Annotated in this window: 21 protein-coding genes; 13 read left to right on the forward strand and 8 right to left on the reverse strand. The window is 59.8% G+C overall.

What is annotated here, in order from left to right; genetic code table 11:
- Nucleotides 1–4: 4 nt before the first annotated feature.
- The 6 genes from CO731_RS08265 (at nucleotide 5) to CO731_RS08290 (ending at nucleotide 5156) form a co-directional block, all read left to right on the forward strand.
- Nucleotides 5–1252 (forward strand): transporter substrate-binding protein, encoded by a 1248-nt coding sequence (locus tag CO731_RS08265; protein WP_108606768.1) that lies wholly within the window; start codon nucleotides 5–7, stop codon nucleotides 1250–1252.
- A 77-nt stretch (nucleotides 1253–1329) separates the two neighbouring features.
- Nucleotides 1330–2196: a branched-chain amino acid ABC transporter permease gene (locus CO731_RS08270; protein WP_108606769.1), complete on the forward strand. Its 867-nt coding sequence runs from the start codon at nucleotides 1330–1332 to the stop codon at nucleotides 2194–2196.
- On the forward strand, nucleotides 2193–3224 hold the full coding sequence (locus tag CO731_RS08275; protein WP_108606770.1) for a branched-chain amino acid ABC transporter permease: 1032 nt from the start codon (nucleotides 2193–2195) through the stop codon (nucleotides 3222–3224). Before CO731_RS08270 ends, CO731_RS08275 begins: the two co-directional genes overlap by 4 nt.
- Nucleotides 3221–3949, forward strand: a complete 729-nt coding sequence (locus CO731_RS08280) for an ABC transporter ATP-binding protein (RefSeq protein WP_108606771.1) — start codon at nucleotides 3221–3223, stop codon at nucleotides 3947–3949. Before CO731_RS08275 ends, CO731_RS08280 begins: the two co-directional genes overlap by 4 nt.
- Entirely contained in the window at nucleotides 3942–4634 is a 693-nt protein-coding gene (locus CO731_RS08285) for an ATP-binding cassette domain-containing protein (RefSeq protein WP_108606772.1), read from the forward strand. The genes CO731_RS08280 and CO731_RS08285 overlap by 8 nt, the downstream gene beginning before the upstream one ends.
- A 69-nt stretch (nucleotides 4635–4703) precedes the next feature.
- Entirely contained in the window at nucleotides 4704–5156 is a 453-nt protein-coding gene (locus CO731_RS08290; RefSeq protein ID WP_108606773.1) for an urease accessory protein UreE, read from the forward strand.
- A gap of 235 nt (nucleotides 5157–5391) precedes the next feature.
- On the opposite strand, the gene CO731_RS28680 is transcribed toward CO731_RS08290, so the two are convergent.
- The 3 genes from CO731_RS28680 to CO731_RS29590 are packed head-to-tail and all read right to left on the reverse strand — an operon-like array spanning nucleotide 5392 to nucleotide 7674.
- The gene (locus tag CO731_RS28680; RefSeq protein ID WP_159091600.1) at nucleotides 5392–5898 is read right to left on the reverse strand and encodes a hypothetical protein; all 507 of its coding nucleotides are present in this window, start codon (nucleotides 5896–5898) and stop codon (nucleotides 5392–5394) included.
- A gap of 7 nt (nucleotides 5899–5905) precedes the next feature.
- A complete protein-coding gene (locus CO731_RS08295) occupies nucleotides 5906–7153 on the reverse strand; it encodes a site-specific integrase (RefSeq protein ID WP_108606774.1) in 1248 nt (415 codons plus the stop codon).
- Nucleotides 7150–7674, reverse strand: coding sequence for an Arc family DNA-binding protein (locus CO731_RS29590; protein WP_343207444.1), 525 nt, complete (start codon nucleotides 7672–7674; stop codon nucleotides 7150–7152). The genes CO731_RS08295 and CO731_RS29590 overlap by 4 nt, the downstream gene beginning before the upstream one ends.
- Between CO731_RS29590 and CO731_RS29260 the strand changes: the two genes are divergently transcribed.
- The 6 genes from CO731_RS29260 (at nucleotide 7594) to CO731_RS08335 (ending at nucleotide 12432) form a co-directional block, all read left to right on the forward strand.
- Entirely contained in the window at nucleotides 7594–7773 is a 180-nt protein-coding gene (locus CO731_RS29260) for a hypothetical protein (RefSeq protein ID WP_108609703.1), read from the forward strand. The two genes, CO731_RS29590 and CO731_RS29260, sit on opposite strands and share 81 nt — an antisense overlap.
- Nucleotides 7770–8189: a hypothetical protein gene (locus CO731_RS08310; protein WP_108679427.1), complete on the forward strand. Its 420-nt coding sequence runs from the start codon at nucleotides 7770–7772 to the stop codon at nucleotides 8187–8189. The genes CO731_RS29260 and CO731_RS08310 overlap by 4 nt, the downstream gene beginning before the upstream one ends.
- The gene (locus CO731_RS08315; protein ID WP_108606777.1) at nucleotides 8186–8944 is read left to right on the forward strand and encodes a DUF1376 domain-containing protein; all 759 of its coding nucleotides are present in this window, start codon (nucleotides 8186–8188) and stop codon (nucleotides 8942–8944) included. Before CO731_RS08310 ends, CO731_RS08315 begins: the two co-directional genes overlap by 4 nt.
- 472 nt (nucleotides 8945–9416) lie before the next feature.
- Entirely contained in the window at nucleotides 9417–9806 is a 390-nt protein-coding gene (locus CO731_RS08325; protein ID WP_108606779.1) for a hypothetical protein, read from the forward strand.
- 64 nt (nucleotides 9807–9870) lie between these two features.
- Nucleotides 9871–10977: a hypothetical protein gene (locus CO731_RS08330; RefSeq protein ID WP_108606780.1), complete on the forward strand. Its 1107-nt coding sequence runs from the start codon at nucleotides 9871–9873 to the stop codon at nucleotides 10975–10977.
- A gap of 96 nt (nucleotides 10978–11073) precedes the next feature.
- The gene (locus CO731_RS08335) at nucleotides 11074–12432 is read left to right on the forward strand and encodes a DUF6538 domain-containing protein (RefSeq protein ID WP_108606781.1); all 1359 of its coding nucleotides are present in this window, start codon (nucleotides 11074–11076) and stop codon (nucleotides 12430–12432) included.
- A gap of 200 nt (nucleotides 12433–12632) precedes the next feature.
- On the opposite strand, the gene CO731_RS08340 is transcribed toward CO731_RS08335, so the two are convergent.
- From CO731_RS08340 to CO731_RS08355, 3 genes are all read right to left on the reverse strand, one after another.
- Nucleotides 12633–12848, reverse strand: a complete 216-nt coding sequence (locus tag CO731_RS08340; RefSeq protein ID WP_108606782.1) for a hypothetical protein — start codon at nucleotides 12846–12848, stop codon at nucleotides 12633–12635.
- A gap of 69 nt (nucleotides 12849–12917) precedes the next feature.
- Nucleotides 12918–13307, reverse strand: a complete 390-nt coding sequence (locus CO731_RS08345) for a helix-turn-helix transcriptional regulator (RefSeq protein WP_343207454.1) — start codon at nucleotides 13305–13307, stop codon at nucleotides 12918–12920.
- A 380-nt stretch (nucleotides 13308–13687) separates the two neighbouring features.
- Complete coding sequence (locus tag CO731_RS08355) at nucleotides 13688–15793, reverse strand: hypothetical protein (protein WP_108679428.1); 2106 nt, start codon at nucleotides 15791–15793, stop codon at nucleotides 13688–13690.
- A 104-nt stretch (nucleotides 15794–15897) separates the two neighbouring features.
- On the opposite strand from CO731_RS08355, the gene CO731_RS08360 reads away from it, so the two are divergent.
- Entirely contained in the window at nucleotides 15898–16377 is a 480-nt protein-coding gene (locus CO731_RS08360; protein WP_159091601.1) for a hypothetical protein, read from the forward strand.
- A 141-nt stretch (nucleotides 16378–16518) separates the two neighbouring features.
- Here the strand turns inward: CO731_RS08360 and CO731_RS08365 are convergent, their stop codons facing one another.
- Together CO731_RS08365 and CO731_RS08370 are read right to left on the reverse strand one after the other, a co-directional pair.
- On the reverse strand, nucleotides 16519–18621 hold the full coding sequence (locus CO731_RS08365; RefSeq protein ID WP_108679429.1) for a hypothetical protein: 2103 nt from the start codon (nucleotides 18619–18621) through the stop codon (nucleotides 16519–16521).
- Nucleotides 18618–20573, reverse strand: coding sequence for a hypothetical protein (locus CO731_RS08370; RefSeq protein ID WP_108606788.1), 1956 nt, complete (start codon nucleotides 20571–20573; stop codon nucleotides 18618–18620). The genes CO731_RS08365 and CO731_RS08370 overlap by 4 nt, the downstream gene beginning before the upstream one ends.
- Nucleotides 20574–20726 lie beyond the last annotated feature (153 nt).

Consider the following 20726-nt stretch of genomic DNA (forward strand, 5'->3'; position numbering starts at 1 on the left):
GCAAATGATAATAAATTCAAGCGTCAATCGCCGGTCATTCCTGAAGACGACGGCTACCGCCGCAGCAAGCCTCGGCCTGATCGGCGCCGGGGGCCGCGCTTTCGCGCAAGAGGATACGATCAAGATCGCCAGCTTGCTCGATCTTTCCGGAGGTCTCGATGCGGCCGGAAAGCCGATGCAGGATGCCATCACCTTCGCCGTCGAAGAGATCAACCAGGCAGGCGGGCTCCTGGGCAAGCAAATCAGCCTGGTCACCTACGACACCCAGACCGACATGCGGCTCTATCCGCAGTATGCCCAGCAGGCAGCCTTGAAGGACAAGGTGTCTGCGGTGTTTGGAGGCATTACGTCCGCCTCCCGCGAGGTGATGCGGCCGGTACTCCGGCGGCTCAACACGCTTTACTTCTACAACACCCAATACGAAGGCGGCGTCTGCGACCGCAACATCTTCTGCACCGGCATCACACCAGCGCAGAAACAATCCAAGCACGTGCCCTATGCGATGAACAAATGGGGCAAGAAGATCTACACGCTGGCTGCCGACTACAATTACGGCCAGATCACCGCAGCGTGGACCCGAAAATATTGCACTGAAAACGGTGGCCAGATCGTCGGCGAGGACTTCTTCCCCCTCGACGTCACCAACTTCGGATCGACGATCCAGAAGATCCAGGAAGCCAAGCCGGACTTCCTCTATCTCGTCCTGGTCGGCGGCGCGCATCAATCGTTCTATCGCCAGTGGGCCGCTGCCGGCATGAACAAGCAGATCCCGATGGCGTCGACGACGATGACCATCGGCGGCGAGCAGATGGTGCTCTCGCCCGAGGAAACCAACGGCATCCTGCTGTGCTTCAATTATTTCGAGTCGCTCGACACGCCCGCCAACAAGGCCTTCCTGGAGCGCTTCCATAAACGCTTCGGTGCCGACTACCCGTATGTGACCGAACTGGCGATGGCCACCTACCAGTCCGTCTACCTGTGGGCGGAAGGGGTCAAGCGGGCGGGCACCGCCGAACGCATGCCGGTGATCGAGGCACTCGAGTCTGGCATCAGCCTCGACCTGCCCAGCGGCAAGTTCTCGATCGATCCGCAGACGCATCACTGCGTCATGGACATCAACATCGGCCAGATCCAGGACCGCAAGATCAACATCCTGGAGAGCTTTCCGCAGCAGCAGCCGCTCGACACATCAGGCGTCTGCGATCTCAAGAAGAACCCCGACGACAACTCGATGTACGTCATCAAGGTCTGAATGATCCGAAAGGTTGCGGGTCGTTCGGTCGCACTGGAGCGAACGACCACGCAGCGATCCAGGAGGCTGTGCCGGTTATGGACCTGCTCGTAGTACTTTCCTTTGAGGCTCTCAAAGCCGTTGCAAGCCTGGCGCTGATCAGCGTCGGACTTGCCATCATTTTCGGCATGATGCGGGTGATCAACCTCGCGCATGGCGAATTCCTCATGCTCGGCGGCTATGCTGCGATCGTCGCGACCAAGGCGGGCGTCAACATCTGGGTCGCAACGCTTCTGGTCAGTCCCCTTGTGGTGGGGTTGTTCGGTGTGGTCATCGAGCGGACGATCATCCGCTTCCTCTATGGCCGGCCGCGCGACACCATGCTTGCGACCTGGGGGCTGAGCCTTTTCCTGGTCGGCCTGGCGACGACCGTTTTCGGCAATACCACCGAGGGTATTTCGGCACCGGCAGGGTCGCTGCAGATCGGCGACTACCGCATCGCCGCCTACTCGCTGATCATCATCGTCATCGCAATCGCCGTGTTCGCCGCGATCTGGGCTGTCTTCCGCTTCACGCGCTATGGGCTGATCGCCCGCAGCACGATGCAGAATGCCGACATGGCCGCAGCCCTGGGCGTCAATCCATCGCGCGTCTATGCCGTCACATTCGGTGTCGGCGCCGGCCTGGCCGGCCTTGCCGGCGGCGTCATGGCGCCGATCACGGGCATCGTACCGACGATCGGCGCGGCCTATGTCGCCAAGGCATTCATCACCGTCATCGGTGGTGGCCCGGCTATCCTTGCGGGCACGGTTTCGGCCTCGGTGCTGTTCGGGGCGATCGACCAGATCATCACATATCTTTCGACCCCGGTTATCGGCGAGGTGGCCCTTCTTGCCGCTGCCGTCGTGCTGCTGCGGTTCATGCCGCAAGGCATCACCGGACGTTTCTTCAGGAGGGCGGCATGACCGCGAATTGGCAAGGAAACGGCGGACTGGTTGCCGCCACGGTGTTGGGGCTGGTGCTGTTGCTGGCACTGCCGCAGATCGTCGACCCGGTCATGATGATCGAGCTGACGTCCTATGTGATCATGGCGATCCTAGCGCTCAGCCTCGGGCTGATCTGGGGCTATGGCGGTATCCTGTGCTTCGGCCAGTCGGCGTTCTTTGGCATCGGCGCTTATGCCTACGCCATCGCCGTCATCAATTTCGGCGACAGCACCATTCCGCTGCTGCTCTCGATCGTCGTTCCCGGGCTGTTTGCGGCATTGCTCGGCTACTTCCTGTTCTACGCGCGTATCACCGATGTCTATTTCGGTGTCATCACGCTGACGGTGACATTGATCCTCTACAAGGTCATGGGCGCGACTTCCGGTTCCCAGTATGTCATCGGCGCCGCCCCCTTGGGTGGCTACAACGGCATCCCGGCTGTTCCGCCTTTGAACCTTCCGGGCAGGCCCGACGTCGCGCTCTCCTTTGACGGCCTGTTCTACTTGTCCGGCGTGACATTGCTGGCGGTCTATGTCGGCTTGCGGCTGATGCTGAAGAGCCGCTTCGGACAGGTCGTCGTTGCCATCCGCGAAAACGAACGTCGCGCCGAACTGCTCGGCTATGACGCACGTTTCTACAAGCTGGCGACCTTCGCAATTGGCGGAGCCATTGCTGGCCTGGCCGGTTGCCTGTTCGCCAATTGGGGCATGTTCATCAGCCCCGATGTCTTCGGGCTGGCGCAGTCGGCGCAGGTCATCATCTGGGTGATCGTCGGTGGCACCGGGACGCTGCTTGGCCCCATCGTCGGCTGCTTCGCCATCCAGTGGATCGCCACGAAGCTCGGCGCCCAGCAACTGCTCAATGCCAATCTGGTGCTCGGTACGATCCTGATCGGCTTTGTCCTGCTGGTGCCGAAGGGTGTCGTGCCGACAGTCAGTGACGCTCTTCGGCGGTTGAAATTCCGCCCCTACGTCGCTCCGCTGGTCGAGCAGAGGAGAGTGCCATGACTTCGCCCGATTGCATCCTCGAGACCCGAGGCCTCGAAAAGCGCTTTGGCGGCGTCGTTGCCATCGCCAGCGTCGACTTCAGCCTGAAGCAGCGTGAGCTGCGCTGCCTGATCGGTCCCAATGGGGCCGGCAAAAGCACCTTCTTCAAGATGCTGACGGCACAGCTCAAGCCGACGACCGGCCAGATATTGTTCGATGGCGTCGACATCACCCGAGCCCAGCCGCATCAGGTCAGCCGGTTGGGCATCGGCATCAAGAACCAGGTGCCCGACGTCTTCAACAACCTGACGGTTGCCGAAAACATCTCCGTTGCCGCCCGTTCGCGCCATGGCAAGGCGCGCGCCGCGGCCAAGGGCAAGGACGTCATGGAGCGGCTGGGGCTGACGGCACTGACAGGCAGGCTGGTTGGCGAGCTTGCCCACGGCCAGCGCCAATGGGTCGAGCTCGCCATGGTGGTGGCGCTCGAGCCCAAGCTCATCTTGCTGGACGAACCGGCGGCCGGAATGACGGCGGACGAGACCAACAAGACAGCTGAACTCATCCGCGAGGTCAACAAGTCGGCGGCCATCGTCGTCGTCGAGCACGACATGCAGTTCATCAAGCAGATCGCGCAAACGGTGACCGTGTTCCACCAGGGGCGCGTTCTCATCGAGGACACGATGGACAAGGTTCAGGGCAACGAACTGGTCCGCGAAGTCTATCTGGGGAAATCCGAAGATGATTGAGGTCAAGAACCTGCACTCCGGCTACGGTCGGATCCCGATCCTGCACGGCATCAATTTCACGATGAAGCCGGGCGAGGTCGTCGGCATCCTGGGCCACAACGGCATGGGCAAGACCACGCTGTTGCGCACGCTCGTCGGCCAGATCAAGACGACGCAAGGGCGCATCGAGTTCGACGGCCGCGACGTCACGTCTGCCAGCTCGTCCGAGCGGGCTCGCGCCGGCATCGGCTACGTGCCGCAGGGCCGCGACATCTTCCCGCTGCTGTCGGTCATGGAGAACCTGAAGATGGGGGAGATCATGCGCGATGGCGCAAGCGCCATACCCGAGATGCTCGGCCATTTCCCGGTGCTGAAGGATCTGCTCGAGCGGCCCGGCCGCGGGCTGTCAGGCGGACAGCAGCAGATACTGGCACTGGCTCGCTGCCTCGCCGGGCGTCCGAAGCTGGTGCTGCTCGACGAGCCGACTGAAGGCATACAGCCGTCGATCGTCGATCTCATCGCTGAAAAGCTCGGCGAACTGAAAGTTACGCTGGGCCTGGGCATCATCCTGGTCGAACAGGACATCCGCTTCATCCGCCAGTTGGCCGATCGTGTGCTGATCATCCAGAAGGGCGCGTTCGTTGCAGAGATTTCGCCAGACCAGCTCTACGACAGGGAAATCGTCGACGCGCATCTGGGGATCTGACCCGGGACCCGGCTTCGAATTTGCCACGGGATCCAGAACGTGCGGCCAACTGCTCCAGGGGGATGTCGAATGTTGAAGCTGAATTCCATCGTCGGATTGGCGGAGGACCAGCAGTTGAGCGCCCGGCTCCATCTGCTGGATCACGAAGGCCGTGTCGAGTTCATCATGCTCGACACCGCCGAAATTGCCCGACGGCGCCTGTCGGTGACAACAGACCGAGGCACGCTCTGCGCGATCTCCCTGCCGCGCACGCAGCGGCTTGTCGACGGCGCGGTGCTGTTGCTCGAGGACAAGCGCGCCATCGTCGTCCGGGCGGAGCCTGAGAGGTGGCTGATCTTCAAGGCGGTCGATGCCGCGGCGGGAATCGAGCTCGGATACTGCGCCGGCAACATGCATTGGCCGGTGCGTTTCGAAGGCGACCATCTCTACGTCGTCGGCGAACTTGGATCCGGCCACGTTCTGGACCGCCTCAACCATGTGCTCGGCCGTGGCGACGTTGTTTTCCTCGGCGAAGACAAATGACTGGCCAGCCTGCGAGGAAATGCGGGTGGATTGCGCCCTGGGACATCTGTTCTTGCGTGCGACAGCAGCCGCGCCTGCGCAAAGGTTGCCGTACCAATTCGCAAAGAAGGCTTATGACGGTTCGATAAGTGCTTGAACAGCATGGTGATCCCGACAGGAATCGAACCTGTGACTACAGATTAGGAAGCTTCCTGCAATGCTTACATAGCAAGGAAGAGGGGCTAACATGTTGCGTTCATGTCGCGTTTGGTGTGCCCCAGGAGAAGTCGGTAAAGCTCGTCGAGCTGACAATTCGGAGGGTCTGTCTCTCTACATAGATTTTCCCGAACCACCCCTCGTAACGAACTAAGATCGGGAACTCTGCTCCTCCTTTCCAAAAGCTATCGGTTTGACTGACGTAGCCAAAAGAGCACGATACCTCCGCGCCATTGTGTAGAATTGGAACCTTGGTTCCTTTGAGGAAGCAGGAAAGGAAACGTGAACGGCGATCAAGAGGTGCCTTGTCTAGTGCATTCTCCAGCTGTCGATCATCGGTGATGTGAAGCGTGACGCTTCGTGCCGGGATGGAGCCGGAGTTGAGCAGGACCAAATCAAATGCAGTCGCCAAGTTCCCCGACTTATTTGATCGCACCATTGCAGTCACGATCGGTCGAAAGGATCGTCGCCAGAAGTGGATGGATAGGAGCAAAGCCACGAGCGATATTGCAACTGCGGCGAGGGCTATCTTGTCACTTGGGGTCATGGGTAGGTTATCCGAGCAACGTGGCCTCTGCCGACGCTAATTCGGACGCCTCATCGGTTCGAGGGAACAAATGCGAATAGGTGTCCATCGTCAAGGCGATGGTCGAGTGCCCCAGTCGCTCCTGCACTGACTTCGGGGGGAGGCCAAGCCCGCCGTCTTCCCTGCGGTTGATGCACCACGAGGCGTAGAAGTGCCGAAGCGAGTGGAAGCCAGTGTACTTGGCGGCCACAATGGGTTTGCCGTTCTTGTCTTTCTCCCCAGTTAGGCGGCTAACGCCAGCCTTTACCTGGGCCGGCAGGAAGCCGCGCTGCATGATGTTCGACAGGCTCTCGACCTTGCCTTGGCCATTGGGGAAGACAAGCTGCTCTGGTCGCATCTCTTCGATCAGCGGGTTGCCATCTCCGTCATTCTCGCTGGTACGCGGCCGCGGGCAGGCCAGGCGCCATTCCTTCAGCGCACTGATGACAATAGGTGGTGCAGGGACAGTCCGTTCGCCGGCCTCGGACTTTGGCTTGCCGATGTCATTGAAGCGGTCAGCGCGCTGATGGACGTGGATCTCACGTTTCTCAAGGTCAACATCTTTCCACCGCAGGCCGCGAAATTCCGAGGCACGAAACCCGGTAAAGATCGCAGTCAACAGCAGTGGCCGCCAGCGGCCCCATAGATTGGCCACGATGACCTTGATCTCGTCTCTTGTCGGGATGTCCTCACCAACCTTCAGCTTGCCCTTCTGGCGCTTCTCCTGGCGCCTGTCGCGGCCCTTCTGTTTCGTTCGGGACTTTTCCCTGACCGCGTTGCGGATCACCAGCCCGCGCTCCTGTGCATCGGCAAGCAGTGAGCCGAGGCTGACCATCACCTTGCGAACCATCGACGGCGAACGCCCCTCGTCGGCAAGCCTGTCTTCGAACTCGCGGATCACTGGCACGGTGAGGCGCGAGAGCAGTGTGCCGCCGAGGAAAGGTGTGATGTGCAGATCAAGGTGCTGCCGGTACTGCACGAGCGTCCCGCGCTCGACCCGGCGCCCGGCTGCCTTAATCCATAGATCGCCAGCTTCCTTGACTGTCGAACTGGCGCTATCCGCGACATGGGTACCCTCGCGCACCTCTACCTTAGCCGTGGCCGCGAACGTGTCGGCGTCCTTCTTCTTGGCGAAGGTCTTCAGTCGACGCGCGCCCTTGGTGTCGACATAGTCGACGACCCACGCGGTTTTCTCAGCGCCTTTGGCATTGGTCCAGGTGCGCCTGCGGATGCTCAAGCGTCATCCTCATCTGAGGATTTGTTGTCAAGAGCAAGTGGACGCTCTACGATCCGAAGCCGCTTCAAAGCCATGGAAATCGCCTGCCTGCTCGCCTCCTCGTAAGCGTGGCTGACATCATCCAACGTGACCCCTTCAGGCATTTCCCAATAGCTCGCGCGAGGACGGTCTGGCGTGGCCTCCATCGCGAACGATGCTTCCAACCGTGCAATGATTTCTGCCGTCATGCTGCGGTGGTTCTCCGAGGCGGCAACTGCAATGCGCTGCTTGAGCTCCTCGGGAATCCGAAGTCGGAAATGTAGGTCTTCTCTACCCATGACACACCAGTGACACACAAACCAATTGACATCCATGCCACACGTATGACACACATTTGCATGCCGCACCAATGACACACATTGGGCATCTGCAGTCACCAAGGAGTTTTTGAAATGCTGCATATGGAGGCAACGATCGACCTTGTTTGGGAGGTCGCCGAGATTGCGAAGCTCATCGGGAGGACGCCCCGACAGACGTTCCATATGCTTAAGACAGGCCAGTTGCCTGCGAAGAAAGTAGGAGGGCGTTGGGTCGCAGAGCGCGGTAAGCTCCTGAGGTTCTTCTTGGAGACGGCGGCATGACTGCCCCTGCCGGCTCAGTCGCGGCGACCGCCGCCGCACACAATCGGATGGTCAAGCTTCTGCTGGATCCGGCCTATCATTGGACGACGCCGCAAGATTTCTTCGACGCGGTACGCCTGGCCGAGCCCTGCGCGAACGACCTTGAGATCGCCAGGGCAGGCATCGAGGCGCTTGAACTGATACTCGAGCGGGCGGAAGAGCTTGTGACGGCGTTTCGTTTGAAGGGTTCGTGCAATCCGGCATTCGATCCTCGCACAGGTGATGTGCGAGCCAAGCTCGCCGGCGTTTGGCTCGCCTTCGAACCTAGTACACCTGAATTACTCTCTCGTGCTGTTCAGGCGCGTTTTGGTTTGAACGACCGGCAAGTGAGCGAGGCATTCGACGTCGCCAATCGTATGCTGAGCGTCCACAGATGAGAACCAATGCGCGACGCAGCAGCCGGCTCGATGTCGTTGAAGGTTTATCTCAGAACGACAATCCCTCTGCTGGCAAACCACCCGAAGCAAAAGGGCATTCACCGGCCCCTTGGTTCCGCTTCTTTGCATCGGATTGGCTTGCGTCTACCCGGACATTGAAAGCGGCCGAGGCGGGTATCCTGATCAATTTGATCGCGATGCTGCACGAGCGTGGGGAACCCGTGCCAGAAGATCATGATCGGCTAGGGCGGCTTTGCGGCGCGAGGAAAGACACGTTCACCTCAGCCCTAAAGACCTTGCTAGCTGAGGGCAAAATTGTCCGTAAGAATGGAGGGCTTTGGAGCCCGATCATACAGTCGGAAACCGAGTTCCGTCGCGAAAAGTCGCAGGTTGCCGCGAAGAATGTGTCGGGGCGCTGGAAAAAAACTGAACAAAAACAGACGTCGCAGAATACGGACGAATACAGAGTCCAGAGTCAGAATACAGAGATCTCAGATGGCGATCTTCCAGATCGCCATGTCTCAACGCCATCGCGCTCTACGTTAGACGGAGAAGGGACGCGCTCGAGCGCGTCCCTCTCCTGCGAAAAGTATCGTGTCAATCAACGGGTCGATCACGAAGGCCAGGGGTACCGTGTCCTGTCCATTGATGAGGACGGCAAGCGTATGACCGCACGATCAATAGACGACGGTAGCTACGAGACCTTTCGAGTACTGGTGGATGGGAGCTTGGGGATCGATGACATTCCGTTCTGACAGGTTCGGCAAGGGAAGCGGTCAGCTCAATCTGTTCGGTTCGATGGAGCGGCCTAGGAGCGCTGACTTAAGCGTTTTCCCAGCCTCGAAAATGCGTGGATCCATCCGGGATGCTGCAGGCGAGATCCTAGCCCTGCCATTGAGCAGCCAGAAGGCCAAACTTCACACGGAGATCGGGCTCCTTCGTCTGAGATTACAGCGCATGGGGATATCACCCACGATAGTAGTTCGAGAGGTCGAGGCCTATAAGTCCGGCATTGAAGGCGAGATGCGTCGTCAGATCATCATGACGATCTTGCGTGACGAGAGAGGGGGCGCCGCATGACCCCCCTAAAACGAAAGCGCCACCCTTCCGCGAGAAGGGTGGCGCCATTCGAAGCGGCTGCAAGGGCAAGCACCCAGGAGCCAGGTCAGACTATGCGACCTGACGGCAACCCCCAAACTCGGCATCGAGTCCGAAAACGGAGACCAAATGTCTACAGCAGAGGAAGAACGCGAGCGTATCCGGGCAATTACCGGCACCGAGGTAGCTAAACGTCTGCCCACTCTAGCAAGCACGCTCGCCATTGAAACGGATTTCTCAGCCGAGGAAGCCATGAAGATTCTAGCGATCGCGGCGAGCGATGTTGATGCGCAAGTCGCCGCAGCCACAGCGCGCGCTGCGGTACCGATGCCCATGCCTGCCAGGTCTGGTGTCGGTCTCGGCATGCCTGAGACGCGCGGGCGGCCCGACGCCGCGGAGGGGTGGCACAAAGCAGTCGAGCATACCAACAGGCACGCATCCCCGGACGCAATAGGTGGAGAAGCGTCGGCGACGGGTTGGGCGAGGGCGATGCAAAGCGCCAATCGCCGCGTGGCTTAACAGATCCGAGCAGCAAGGCCGGCCAGGAAGGCCGGCCCAGCTCCACCCAATCGTGAGAAACCAAATGAAGAATCCGTTCAAAAAGACCCCGGTCGGCAGGCTGAAAGAGCAGATCGGGAAATTCGAAGTGGGCCTCGAGCAGCTGAAGAGGCGCGAGATCCTTGTGGCCGATCTGCTCGAAAAAGGGCGCGAGAAGCGCCGTGCTTTCATCCGCGACAACCCAGGGATAGAAGTGCCGGCGGAGATCCGTCACGCGATTAGCGTTGCCGAAGACGACGCCCAGAGCACGAAGGAGGAAATCGGCGAGTACGAGATCCAGCTCGCAGATCTGGCCGCCGCACTTATTCGCGAACAAGACAACGCGACGAAAGAGACTGCCGCCAAGGCCGACGAAGAAATGGCAACCGCAATCGACCAGCAGGTCGGCCCTGAGCTCAAGAAGGCGATGGCGGCACTCCGCACGGCGGTGGAGGCGTTTTACGCGATAGTTCCGGAGGAGCTACAGCTCGTGGAATCTCGAACTTGGTCACGGGCTCCTGACAATGCGCGCAAGCACGCAGACCACTTCAGCCGGGACGAGTTGCTGAGTGCAGTCGTTGCCGAGATGATCTACGAGATTGCTCCAAGCCTGTTTGATCGCGGCAAGACCTATGATACCGACTTGGCCATTCGACGCATGTTCGATTTGGCGGCAGAAGTGCCGACCATGCGGTTGGACGGTGCGGCGCCTGCCGCGGTGCCGAACACTCATCGGACTCTGATCTCCGACAGACTACGAGCTCGGGCGGCCGCAGTTCTAAGTGGACAGATTGAGCCGCCACTTGCCACAGGTGCGCGATCTGATCCAACGCGCGCCGCCCAGACCGAGCCGTCGCGGTCGCAAACGGAGATCTACGCCACTCGCGATATCGCGTACGTTGAGGGCATCAGTGGTCGACGTCGGCTTTGCGGCCGGCGATGGGTACACCAAGTGCCGGACCTGGTCGCTGACGTAGCTGTCGGCGCTGGGTTTGCGCTCCGCACAGATACCGAAGAGGGGCGAGCGGCTTTTGATCGGGAGAAGGAATATCGGCGCACCAGCATGACAGTACCCAGTGCAGGCTTGTCGTTGGAGGATTGTGAAGATCTCGGGGATCCCTGCGGTTTCCTCGGATCTGACAAGGCCGCGTAAAGTGCGCGGGCGCGGCCTGGGGCCGCGCCCGTTGCGGCGGTTCTCATACCGCTTGCGAACTCAACATGCGCGTGCCTTTCTTCCCAAGAGGGCAAGATGGTGCGCACGAAACAGCTCGATTCAGACCGACACCTGATCTCGCGCCGAGGAATTTACCACTACAAGCGGCGGGTGCCGGCGGTCGTGGCGGAGCTCGACACTCGTTTCCCCTTTGCGCGTGTCTCTTTGAAAACCTCCGATATCGAGGTGGCTCGAGTGAGGCGCGATGCCCTCGACAATCAAAACCACGCGTACTGGGCAAGCTTGCTGCTTCAAGACGCAGATGCGACCACTGAGACCCTATTCGAAACGGCCGTCGCTCAAGCCGACGCGTGCGGTTTTAAATACCTGACAGCGAATGAACTGGTCTCGACGCAAGATCTGTATGAGGTGCTCCGACGCGTCCAGTGGCTCAACACGCATCGTCATACGCCTCGAATTGCTCAAGCACTATTCGGGTTTTTCGACCGGCCCGACGTGTCAGTAACTGCCGCATTCAAGATCTACACCGACGAGATCGTTCACGACGAACTGCGTGGAAAGAGCGACAGCCAGAAGCAGTCCTGGAAGAAGGTAAAGCAGCGGGCAGTGAACAACTTCGTCGAGATCGCCGGCGACAAGGCGATGCCCGACATCACGCGCGCCGACGCGCTCAAGGTGTACAACCTCTGGCTCGACAGGATTGCACCCAAGAAGGGGCGGCCGACGCACAAGCCCACCTCTGGCAATCGCGACTTGGGGAACTTGCGCGGCCTCTATGAGAGCTACCACAAGCATCTAGGTATCGAGATCAAGCAGAACCCGTTCGACGGGCTGGGCTTCGCCGAGAAGACGAAGCGATCGAGGCCGCCGATACCGACCCAGTGGATCAAGGACAAGATGCTGGCCGGTGACGGCTTGAAAGGGTTGAACACGGAGGCCCGTGGCGTGCTGCTGGCCATGATTGAGACTGGCGCCCGACCGAGCGAGCTGTGCAACCTGACGAAGACCGAAATCTTCCTGGATGTCGATGTGCCCTACATTCGCATCGAGCCGCGGGAGGATCACGACAACCCTCGCGAGATCAAGACTGAATCGTCGGTCAGGTCGGTCCCGCTAGTTGGGGTTGCTCTTGCGGTGTTCCGCGCACACCCAAACGGGTTCCCTCGCTATGTCGATAAGGAGAACAGCCTCACTACTGCGATCAACAAGTACCTGCGCGACAATGGGCTGCTGCCGTCGACCAAGCATACCTTCTACAGTCTGCGGCATTCGTTTGAAGACCGGATGAAAGAAGGTGGACTGGACGAAGAGCTGCGGCGCGGCCTCATGGGGCACAATATTCAGCGGCCGAAATACGGCAGTGGCGGCGCCTTTGCGTGGCAGCGCGATGAGCTCGCTAAGATCGTTCTGCCTTTCGATCCAGCGATCGTTTAGCCCGGGCGCGCACCCGAGACATCGCATCAGCGAACGCGCGCCGTTCCTGTAGCTCCCTTTCGAGCCATTGGTATAGAGGCAGGCCAGCCTGCCCACGATCGCCGGCCTGGACCATAACCTCGGCGATGCAGTCCAAAGATCTTTCAAGTGCCTCTTCGGTGACCGCAGTTGCCATCAACGCACGCTGCCGCCGCCAGCTATTAGAGGTCATCCCAATTTTCCTCCTCGGTAGCAGTTCTCAAGCCGCCACGGAGAGGCGAGGCGATCCCGACCCTCTGGTCGAAGAAGAGGTCTACCACCCTGCTGTCCGTCTTGCCGATAAGTCCGTCCTTCTTCGGGAAATTGTTGAGACCTCGCAGTCGGTAGAGTGCTTTCTCGGAGAGACCAAAATGTTCCCGAAGTTGTTCGTCGGTCATGAAACGCGGCACGTAGCAATCGTCGACCGATAGCCAAATGACTGCAAGCGGTTGGAGAACCGTGCCAAATCAGGTGCACGGCAAGTTGCCCACCGTCATTCTGACGCCGGCACCCCCGGCGATCTGCTCGCCGTCGGCCAAGAAAATCACGCCCGCCTGCTCGAGGGCCCTTCGGAGTGCATCTAGGGTGGCTGCCCTGGGCTGGCGCGCGGCGCGCTCGAAGTCGACGATCGTGCGGTGAGCCGTTCCGGATAAATTGGCGAGCTCTTCTCTGGATAGGTCAACCAGCGCGCGGGCTGCTCGGCACTGTTCTGGTGTGATCATAGTTGCCCTCAAAGTTGCAAAATTCATGTTGACATTGGTCAATATGAATTGCAAAAAATATGCGTACTTATCGTTAACGACGACATGGAGAAAATCAATGCCGAACGCGCATGTTCGGGCAGTCGCCGAAGGCATGCCCAAAGTGCAGTATCCCTCATTCACGACTGATCGGCCCCGAGCCAAGGGCGGGCAGGGGCGTCGGTGCTGGTGGAACGTTAGCCCGACGGGAGATTACGGCAAGGATTGCAAGACCGGCGAGGCGCTCGCGCTTGAATACCTGAGGTATGAAGAGTGTGCAGAGACGCCACACCTTCCGATGATCGTCCGGGACATGCCGTGCGAACTCACCGGAATTGAGATTGGATTTCTAACGGCGGTCTCGATCGCAGCCGCAGCAGGAGCTAGCCGTGCGCGGCAGGTTTCCAAACATTGGGAGCAGTGTGAGGCAAAGCGGCAAGCGGAGGCGGCGTAGCTTTAGGGCAGGGCTTGTCGGCCGGTCGAGCCCTGCGGTCCAATCAGGGAGCCACGCCATAATCCGAGTAGGTTCGGCGGAGCTCCTTATCCACATTCGAGGCTGAAGCAGACATTGCAGCCCCAGCGCTCCGCAAGATGGAGATCAGCCGCTCACCCTTGACGATCGCCTCGTCGATCGAGCTCGAGTCCACCGTCGGCGTGGCCGACGACTTCGCCAAAGCATCCATGCCGGACAGCATGCGGTCGATCGCCTCGCCACCGCCCATCAGGGCACTGTGGATCCCGCCTGCCCTATTCGGACCACCAGAGATCATTGCACCGTTCAAGCTGGTATCCCTGCCACGCTCCTCGATACCCTCCTTGCTGGCAGCGATGCGTTGGTTGGCGAGGAACGCTGCCGAACGTGGGTCATCGCGCCAAGAGCCGCCGCCAGGCGTGTCGCCGGACAGTAGGAGCGTTGATAGCAGTGGCGCGCGGCTGCCTAGTGCAGCCACCCAGCCGGCGAAACCGCCGCTTACCTTCTTGCCACCGCCGCCGCCGCCGAGCACCCCAGGGCCGCCTTGGGCCACGGCCGCAGCTGTCAGCGCAGCGGCCGCCGCGTTGAGTGCCGTGCCTGCGGTGATCAGGCCCCAGACTGCAGAGGCCAGCTTCCAAGCGCCGAACGCACCACCGGCGACCCCGGCTGCTGCGAGGCCCGTGGCAACTCGGGGATCCCCGTCCCGCACCATCTGCTGAAACCGGTTGATGGTGTCAGCGAAGGAATTCAGCCCGCCGCTGATTTGCTCCATCGGAAGAAGAGCATCAGACAGGTTCTTGAGGCTGTCCTTGAAACCTGCCCACGCTGCAAACGAGTTGTCCTTCTGGACCTGGTCAGCCGCGTCAAGGCCGGCCGCATTGGGCATCCGCTGCTCAACGAGGCGCTGATACTGGTCGAATGAGAAGACGATGCGGCTGAGAAGGTCCGACGAAAGGCGGTTGTTGGTGACCTCGCCGAGAACCTTTGCGATCGAGGTCTCGTCGGTCATGTCAACGCCCGACTTCTGCAGCTGTGGAATGAGGTGCTCCTTCACCCACTTGATCGGATTGGTCGTAAAGGTCCGGTCTCCACCAACCAGCTGACCGTCGGCGCCCCGGATCCCATACTCTTCCTGCGCCTTTATCGCCTTCTTCGACGCTCGGCCGACGATAAACTGGTCGAAGGCTGCGCGGATCTGGGTGCCCGCGTCCGAACCGCCGGTTTCGGCAATAAGGAACGGCAACCACTGCGAAAGGAACTCGTCGCCGTACACCTTACCCGACGAGCGGGAGTATTTGAGAGCCTGCGCGTAGGCGTCCGGGTCGATGTCCTTCCCGGCCACCTGCTGGGCCTTCATGAAATTCTCGAGGAAGAAGCCGTATTCCTTCGGCGTCACCTTCTCGATGTTGTCCATGGCCCTGTTGAACGCCCGCAGGCCGCCGATCGCGTTTTCTGCATCCGACATGTTTGACAGGACCAGGAACGCGCGGGCCATCTTCTCGGAGACCGCAAGTGCGGCGTCTGTGGACGGCATCGACAGCGAGGCTTCTTTCATGACCTCGTAAATCTGTGATTTGGACAGGCGGTACTTGCCGGACAGGAAGTCCGCCTGGCTGTTGATGCGACCGCGCTCGGCCTCGGACAAGCCAGAGTATTTCGCCTCGGCCTGCACCCGGCGGCCCTCAGACGCCGGGATCAGCGCTTCGCGCCCAGCCATACTGCCAATGTAGGTTCCGGTGTAGCCGCCCAACATGAGATAGGCAGGCTTCATGGCCGTCTGAATGCCTCGGCCGATACGCTTGGCGTCGGCCTCGGTCTCTCGCATGCCGGCGCGTACGCCGGCCAGATGGCTAAGTGTTGCCGTCTTCCAAGCGGCGATTTCGCTCTTCTGCAGTGCCTTGGACAGGCCACGGGACGACATATCCCGCTCAAGCCGTCCCCAAGATTTGCGGACCTCATCAATCTGCCTGGCGCCGACGCCGATCTTTTCGATTTGCCTCTGGAAACTGCTACCCCACGATGCTGCGGATAGCCGCTTGGCAGCCGTCTCTATGTCACGAATGGAATTGCCTACCTTCTTTGCCTCGCCGAGGCCCATGGCTTGGACAACGAGTTGGAGCCGGCCGACCAATGTTTGTGCCATGCGAACACCCCTTAACGATCAATCAATGAGTACAAGAAAAATTTATCGAAAATAGCAAATCCAATCTGAAAAAACTATCAATGGAGCCTAGCATGGCAGCAGCTGATGCGCAGAGAGCACAGCCTAGCGGAGACAATGAGGACCGCCCCAAACGCACGAAGGTGAACCGGAGATCGTCGGAACGCTATCGCGCGCCTCAGCTCTTTGCGGAAAAGTGGACCAATGCCAAAGCTGGTCTTATTGGCTTCATGACGGGGCAGGGGCGCACGTCGACGGACATTGTCGAGCATCTGAATGACGGCACGGATTCGGCAACGGTGCGAGCCCTTTGGAAGAAGTGGGGCCTACCGATTGACAAGACGGGTGGGCGCCGCCGGGGCCACGTGCCGGTATCTTTGACCGTCCAGCAGCGCATGATCCTAACGAAGCGGGCTAAGGGAGTCGGGATACAGCCCGAAGAGTATCTGCGCCGGATTGCCTCGTGCGCCATCGAAGACGATCTCTATGCGGCCGTTACAGACGGAAAGTTCGATCCCAAACTTTCTACTGCCCGCGAGGTTCTGGTGTTGTAGGACAGGGGAGTGCAGGTCTTGGAGGCCTCTACAAGATGCGGGCACAGTTCCTGAATCGTCGATATCGTCCATTCGCTTTCCCAACCTACTATGTCGGATCGCGACGTTTGCGTCTGGCAATAGTGGACCGTTGGGTGTGCTTCAGCTTTCTCTATTGGCCTTTTGCCTTGCGGCACGTTTCTTCCTCGGCACCTTTGCGACCGTTGGGGGGCGCGAGACGTCGAGCACCACCACATTGATGACTGTTTGCAACTCCTCGCACATCTGGGCGAGGATGGCCTTCTTCAACTGTTCGGCGGACGTGATTGTCGGGTCAACCTTCCCGGCGATGCTGTCTCCCCCATCGCCGTACCAGAACACCAGAAAGATGCCCTGTCCTGCAGCGTTGGGATGGATTGAGTAGCGATCTTTGAGCTGCGCCGAGGCCGCCGTGAACAACTCCGAATGCCACTGACCCTTGACCTCGACCACTAGCAAGCTGCTTGCGCCCGAAATGGTTGCGGACACCGTGAAATCACAGCGATTGCCGGATGCCATATGATGCTCGATCACGACCGACAGTGCGAGCGCCGTCATTCGTCCCCTGAGGAAGTCGACGACACGGTTCCGGCCTGTGTTCTCGTCAACATGCTTCTCGTTATTGTAGAACGTCACCAACGGGTCGGTATCGATGCCCTTTAGCCAGATTTGCATTTCGGCAAGTTGTTCGACGACAAGCGCGCGCAGGTCCTCGACGCTCGCGATCCCATTGTGATCGAGCAGGGCGCATACATCGGCCGGAGACGGTGCCCTGAAATCCTGCAGCGCTAGTTGGCGGCGCGCTTCCGCCCTTACGGTGAGCAGCTTTTCCCGGAATTCCGCGAAACGCGCGTCCTCCAGCATGCGCTCGATCACCGGGAGCTTACGCGATGGCGTATCACCTCCAAGTCGCCACACAAGACTGTCCAAAAACCGATAGGCGCGTTCGCCTTTCGGGGAGCTAGTGCCCCAGCTGCTCGGCAACGGAACCTTTGGCCACTCGTCTACAAAACTGTCCATCAAGCGATAGATCATTTCCGCTGACAGGGCTGGCACCTTCCCCGCTTGAGCATAACCGAAGAGGCCGACGCGATCCTGGATGGCAAGGAGGTTGTTCTTGTCATGCCGAAGCTCTTCCCACGCCATCTCAAACGTGGTCGTGCTGTAGAAGAAGGCGTTCAACGCCCAATAGCGATGCTTAGCCCTAACCAGCTTATCAGCCTCGGTGTCCTCGCCACTGTCGACACAATGATCATTGAAGCGACGATCAATCAGCGCGTTTACCTGCTCGCGATCCCCATGATCCGCTGCCATTTGAAACAGAGTCTGCGCCTGGTGCAGCGGCATTTGTGGGTACGTTTCCAGCCATTCCAAGGGTACAGTTGGACGCAAGTGATGGAAGGGAGGCTTGTTGTCCAGCCAACGGACACGCGTTGCACTATCGGCTTCTAGACCCAAGGCAGGCTCGATGAAGTCCCTTGCGAACTCTTCTGGAGCACTCGGCAGCGCGAACACCAAGCGTTCGAATTCGGCGTCGAGAGCCTTCCTCTCGTTGTCATCCTCAAAGGCGGGATAGCTGGCCATCTGTGTCGCTGCCGCCCGGAGGATCGGCTGGGACAAATCGTCGAGCGGCGTTCCGTCCCGGAACCGGACGATGCAATGTGCCAGCAACACTTCGGCGATGTTCGTCTGCTGGCGCTCGCCAAGCACCTGTAGACTTGGAACGTGCGGCGTCAGAAAGGGGATGCAGTTGCGGATGGCTAGCAGCGGCGTTTCGCCATAATCGACGTTCTCCGTCAGCTTCTCCGGTTCGAGGAGATAGAGGAACGCGAAGTGGCGAAGCCAGGCCCAATGTTCGCCAGCTTCGATCTTCGCCCGCTCGGTAAGCAGGCTATTCCGCTTCTCTTCCTCGATCCGTGCTTCGCGGGCCTCGTAGCTGCGGCGCCGAGACCGAGTGCGGAATTTAGACCGGCGATTGATCTCGCGCCTGTTGGTCGTTTGCTTTGCCCACTCCGCCATAAACGCGGTCTTCTGGTGCGAATGTGCCCGCTGAAGCGTGCGGATGGGGTGCGAACGCCTGCTTGTGTCGTACCGGTCGTGTGCGCGCCACATGGCGCTCCACACCGGCACATTGTCTTCTGCGAATGCCAGCTCCGCGAGCGTCTCCATATCACCGGTGTGAAAACGGATTCCCGAATGAGTGGAATTTGCGAAGAGGCGCCTCATCGCTTCTTTTGTAGCCTCGGGGTCGGGGTCCTCCGTGAGGGCGAGCCATTGATCTGTCTCCGGAGCTGGTGAGCGTTGGCAAGCGCGACGACGGCCGCGCTGCTATCACTCGCGGTGTAGTCTTTGAAACGGAGAGGCTTAAGCCATACCCATAGCGTTGTCGCATCGGCCGGTACGCCGAGCGCGAAGTAGCGATCAAGGAGAAAGCCCGCAACCTTGCTGACGCCACGGCGACATTCGCAAAGTGCGTCGTATCTTGGATTGCAGGTGCACACCAGATTTTGGGTCAGCTCATCAAGGGCGGTGACCACAACTGGAAGATCGAGCGTCTCGACGAGGGCGCGGATGAAGTAGAGGGAGCCACTTAGTTCGTTGCGCGCATGGAGACGTTTCGAGTAGAGCCCTGAGAGCCCTCGCAGCAGGTCGGCAACGACGGGGGCCGTGACCTTTGTCGCGCCGACTTTACGGACAACGTTTGCGGCAAGCTCGAGCGATAGGGCGCTGGCCTCCGCCTGCAGTGCGGCGAGATCGGGAACGGGATCATAACCCACGACGTCTAAGAGCGCCGAGTGCGCTATCTTGCGGACCGAGGCATGACCGTGGTGATCAAAGGTCAGTGCGCGCAGCTCAGTCCCAAACTGCGAGGCAGCACCAGACGACTGTATGAGTTCGAGCACGAGCTGGCGCAGCGATTGGCTGCCTCCGCTTGGTTTCAGAATCTCGGCAACATCGGCTTGGATGTCCGAGGTGAAAAAGCCACCGACATTGAATTGGCGCCAAACATCGCTCCGCCGGAAATAGGGATCATCCTCTGCAATCTGTGCAAGCTTCGCAAGAAGTGCCTTCTTTGCCTTCGCCGTCAACTGCGATGGATCGCCATTCGCAAATACCGCATAAGGATCGAGCTCGACGAGCGTTGTCTGCATGGTCTCGCTAGATAGCGCCGCCATCCACCCCAGCATGCCGCGCAATTCGGTGCGGACCACATTGTTGGGCGCTATGACAGCGAGGACACGAGGCAAGGACAGGAGGTCGCTGGAATCCTCGATCCGGCTCACCAGGTAGCGGGCGGCGCAGTATTCGGCGACGATGCGGTGAACAGGCTCATGCTGCCCCGCTTCGACAGAGGGTTTGAGCAAACGCGTATCCATCAGAAAACGCGCTTCCCGCGCCGCGTCGGACACAAGGCCGGCTATGTAAGGGAATTCGCCCACGCCCAACACCTCGGTCGCGCTTACGCCAGATACGCCCGATAGCATCAGTTTCGCGAAGACCTCGCCGGCGAGCTCGATGATGCGGTTCAGAGGCGGGCGGCCTTTTTGCGACACCTTATTGTTCGCCTCGTGCGCGAGACGGCGGACGGCGTCGGCGAAAATGGCGTTCTTGGACGTGAAAGAGTGTCCGCTTTCCACATACGCTTCACCGAACAGCTGCAGGAACTGAGGATTGCCAAAAAGCGGCACCAGCTCGAAGCGCCCCGCCTCGTTCACGAAGTCTTCGAACACCTCTCCCGGGAACTTTGCTTCAAAGAGTTGGCGTTGCTCGTCCGTCGCGAATGGTTCGAGCCGGACAACCACGGGGTCAACGCCGAAACTGTCTTTCACATGCTCAGTAACGGATGAGTCCCACTCGCTCGATCGACCGGCAAACACTACAGTTTGGCCTTGTGCGTCGCTCGCCTTGACGACAATATCGTCGAGCGCCAGACGGTCGATGCGGGCAACTTCATCCATTGCGTCGATGATGAGCGGCATCCTGGACGCAGTAACCTGGCGGCTGCGAAACACGCTGGCGCGTACAGGCAGGCCGCCAAGTAACGAGCCAAATTTCCCGAGCAGTTCGGTCTTTCCCGCGCCAGGTTCGGCGAGAATGATGAACACTGAGCCCACGCGAAGAAGCTGCGCTTCACTATACGCTCGGTCTCCGACCAAGAATCGCCTTGAAAGATACATGTTGTCCTCCGGCGAAACGTTATCAAAGGTCAATGCGGCAGCGCCACTCTGCGGGACTGTTCTCCCAAGGATTTCGAGGGGTTTTTCAAGATGCGCTGGCAACCGCCAAGCATCCGATTATCACTGAGCGTTGGCGTGAACACCGCCAGTGCG

Origin of the sequence: Aminobacter sp. MSH1 (genome assembly GCF_003071665.1) — a bacterium.
Classification (GTDB): domain Bacteria; phylum Pseudomonadota; class Alphaproteobacteria; order Rhizobiales; family Rhizobiaceae; genus Aminobacter; species Aminobacter niigataensis.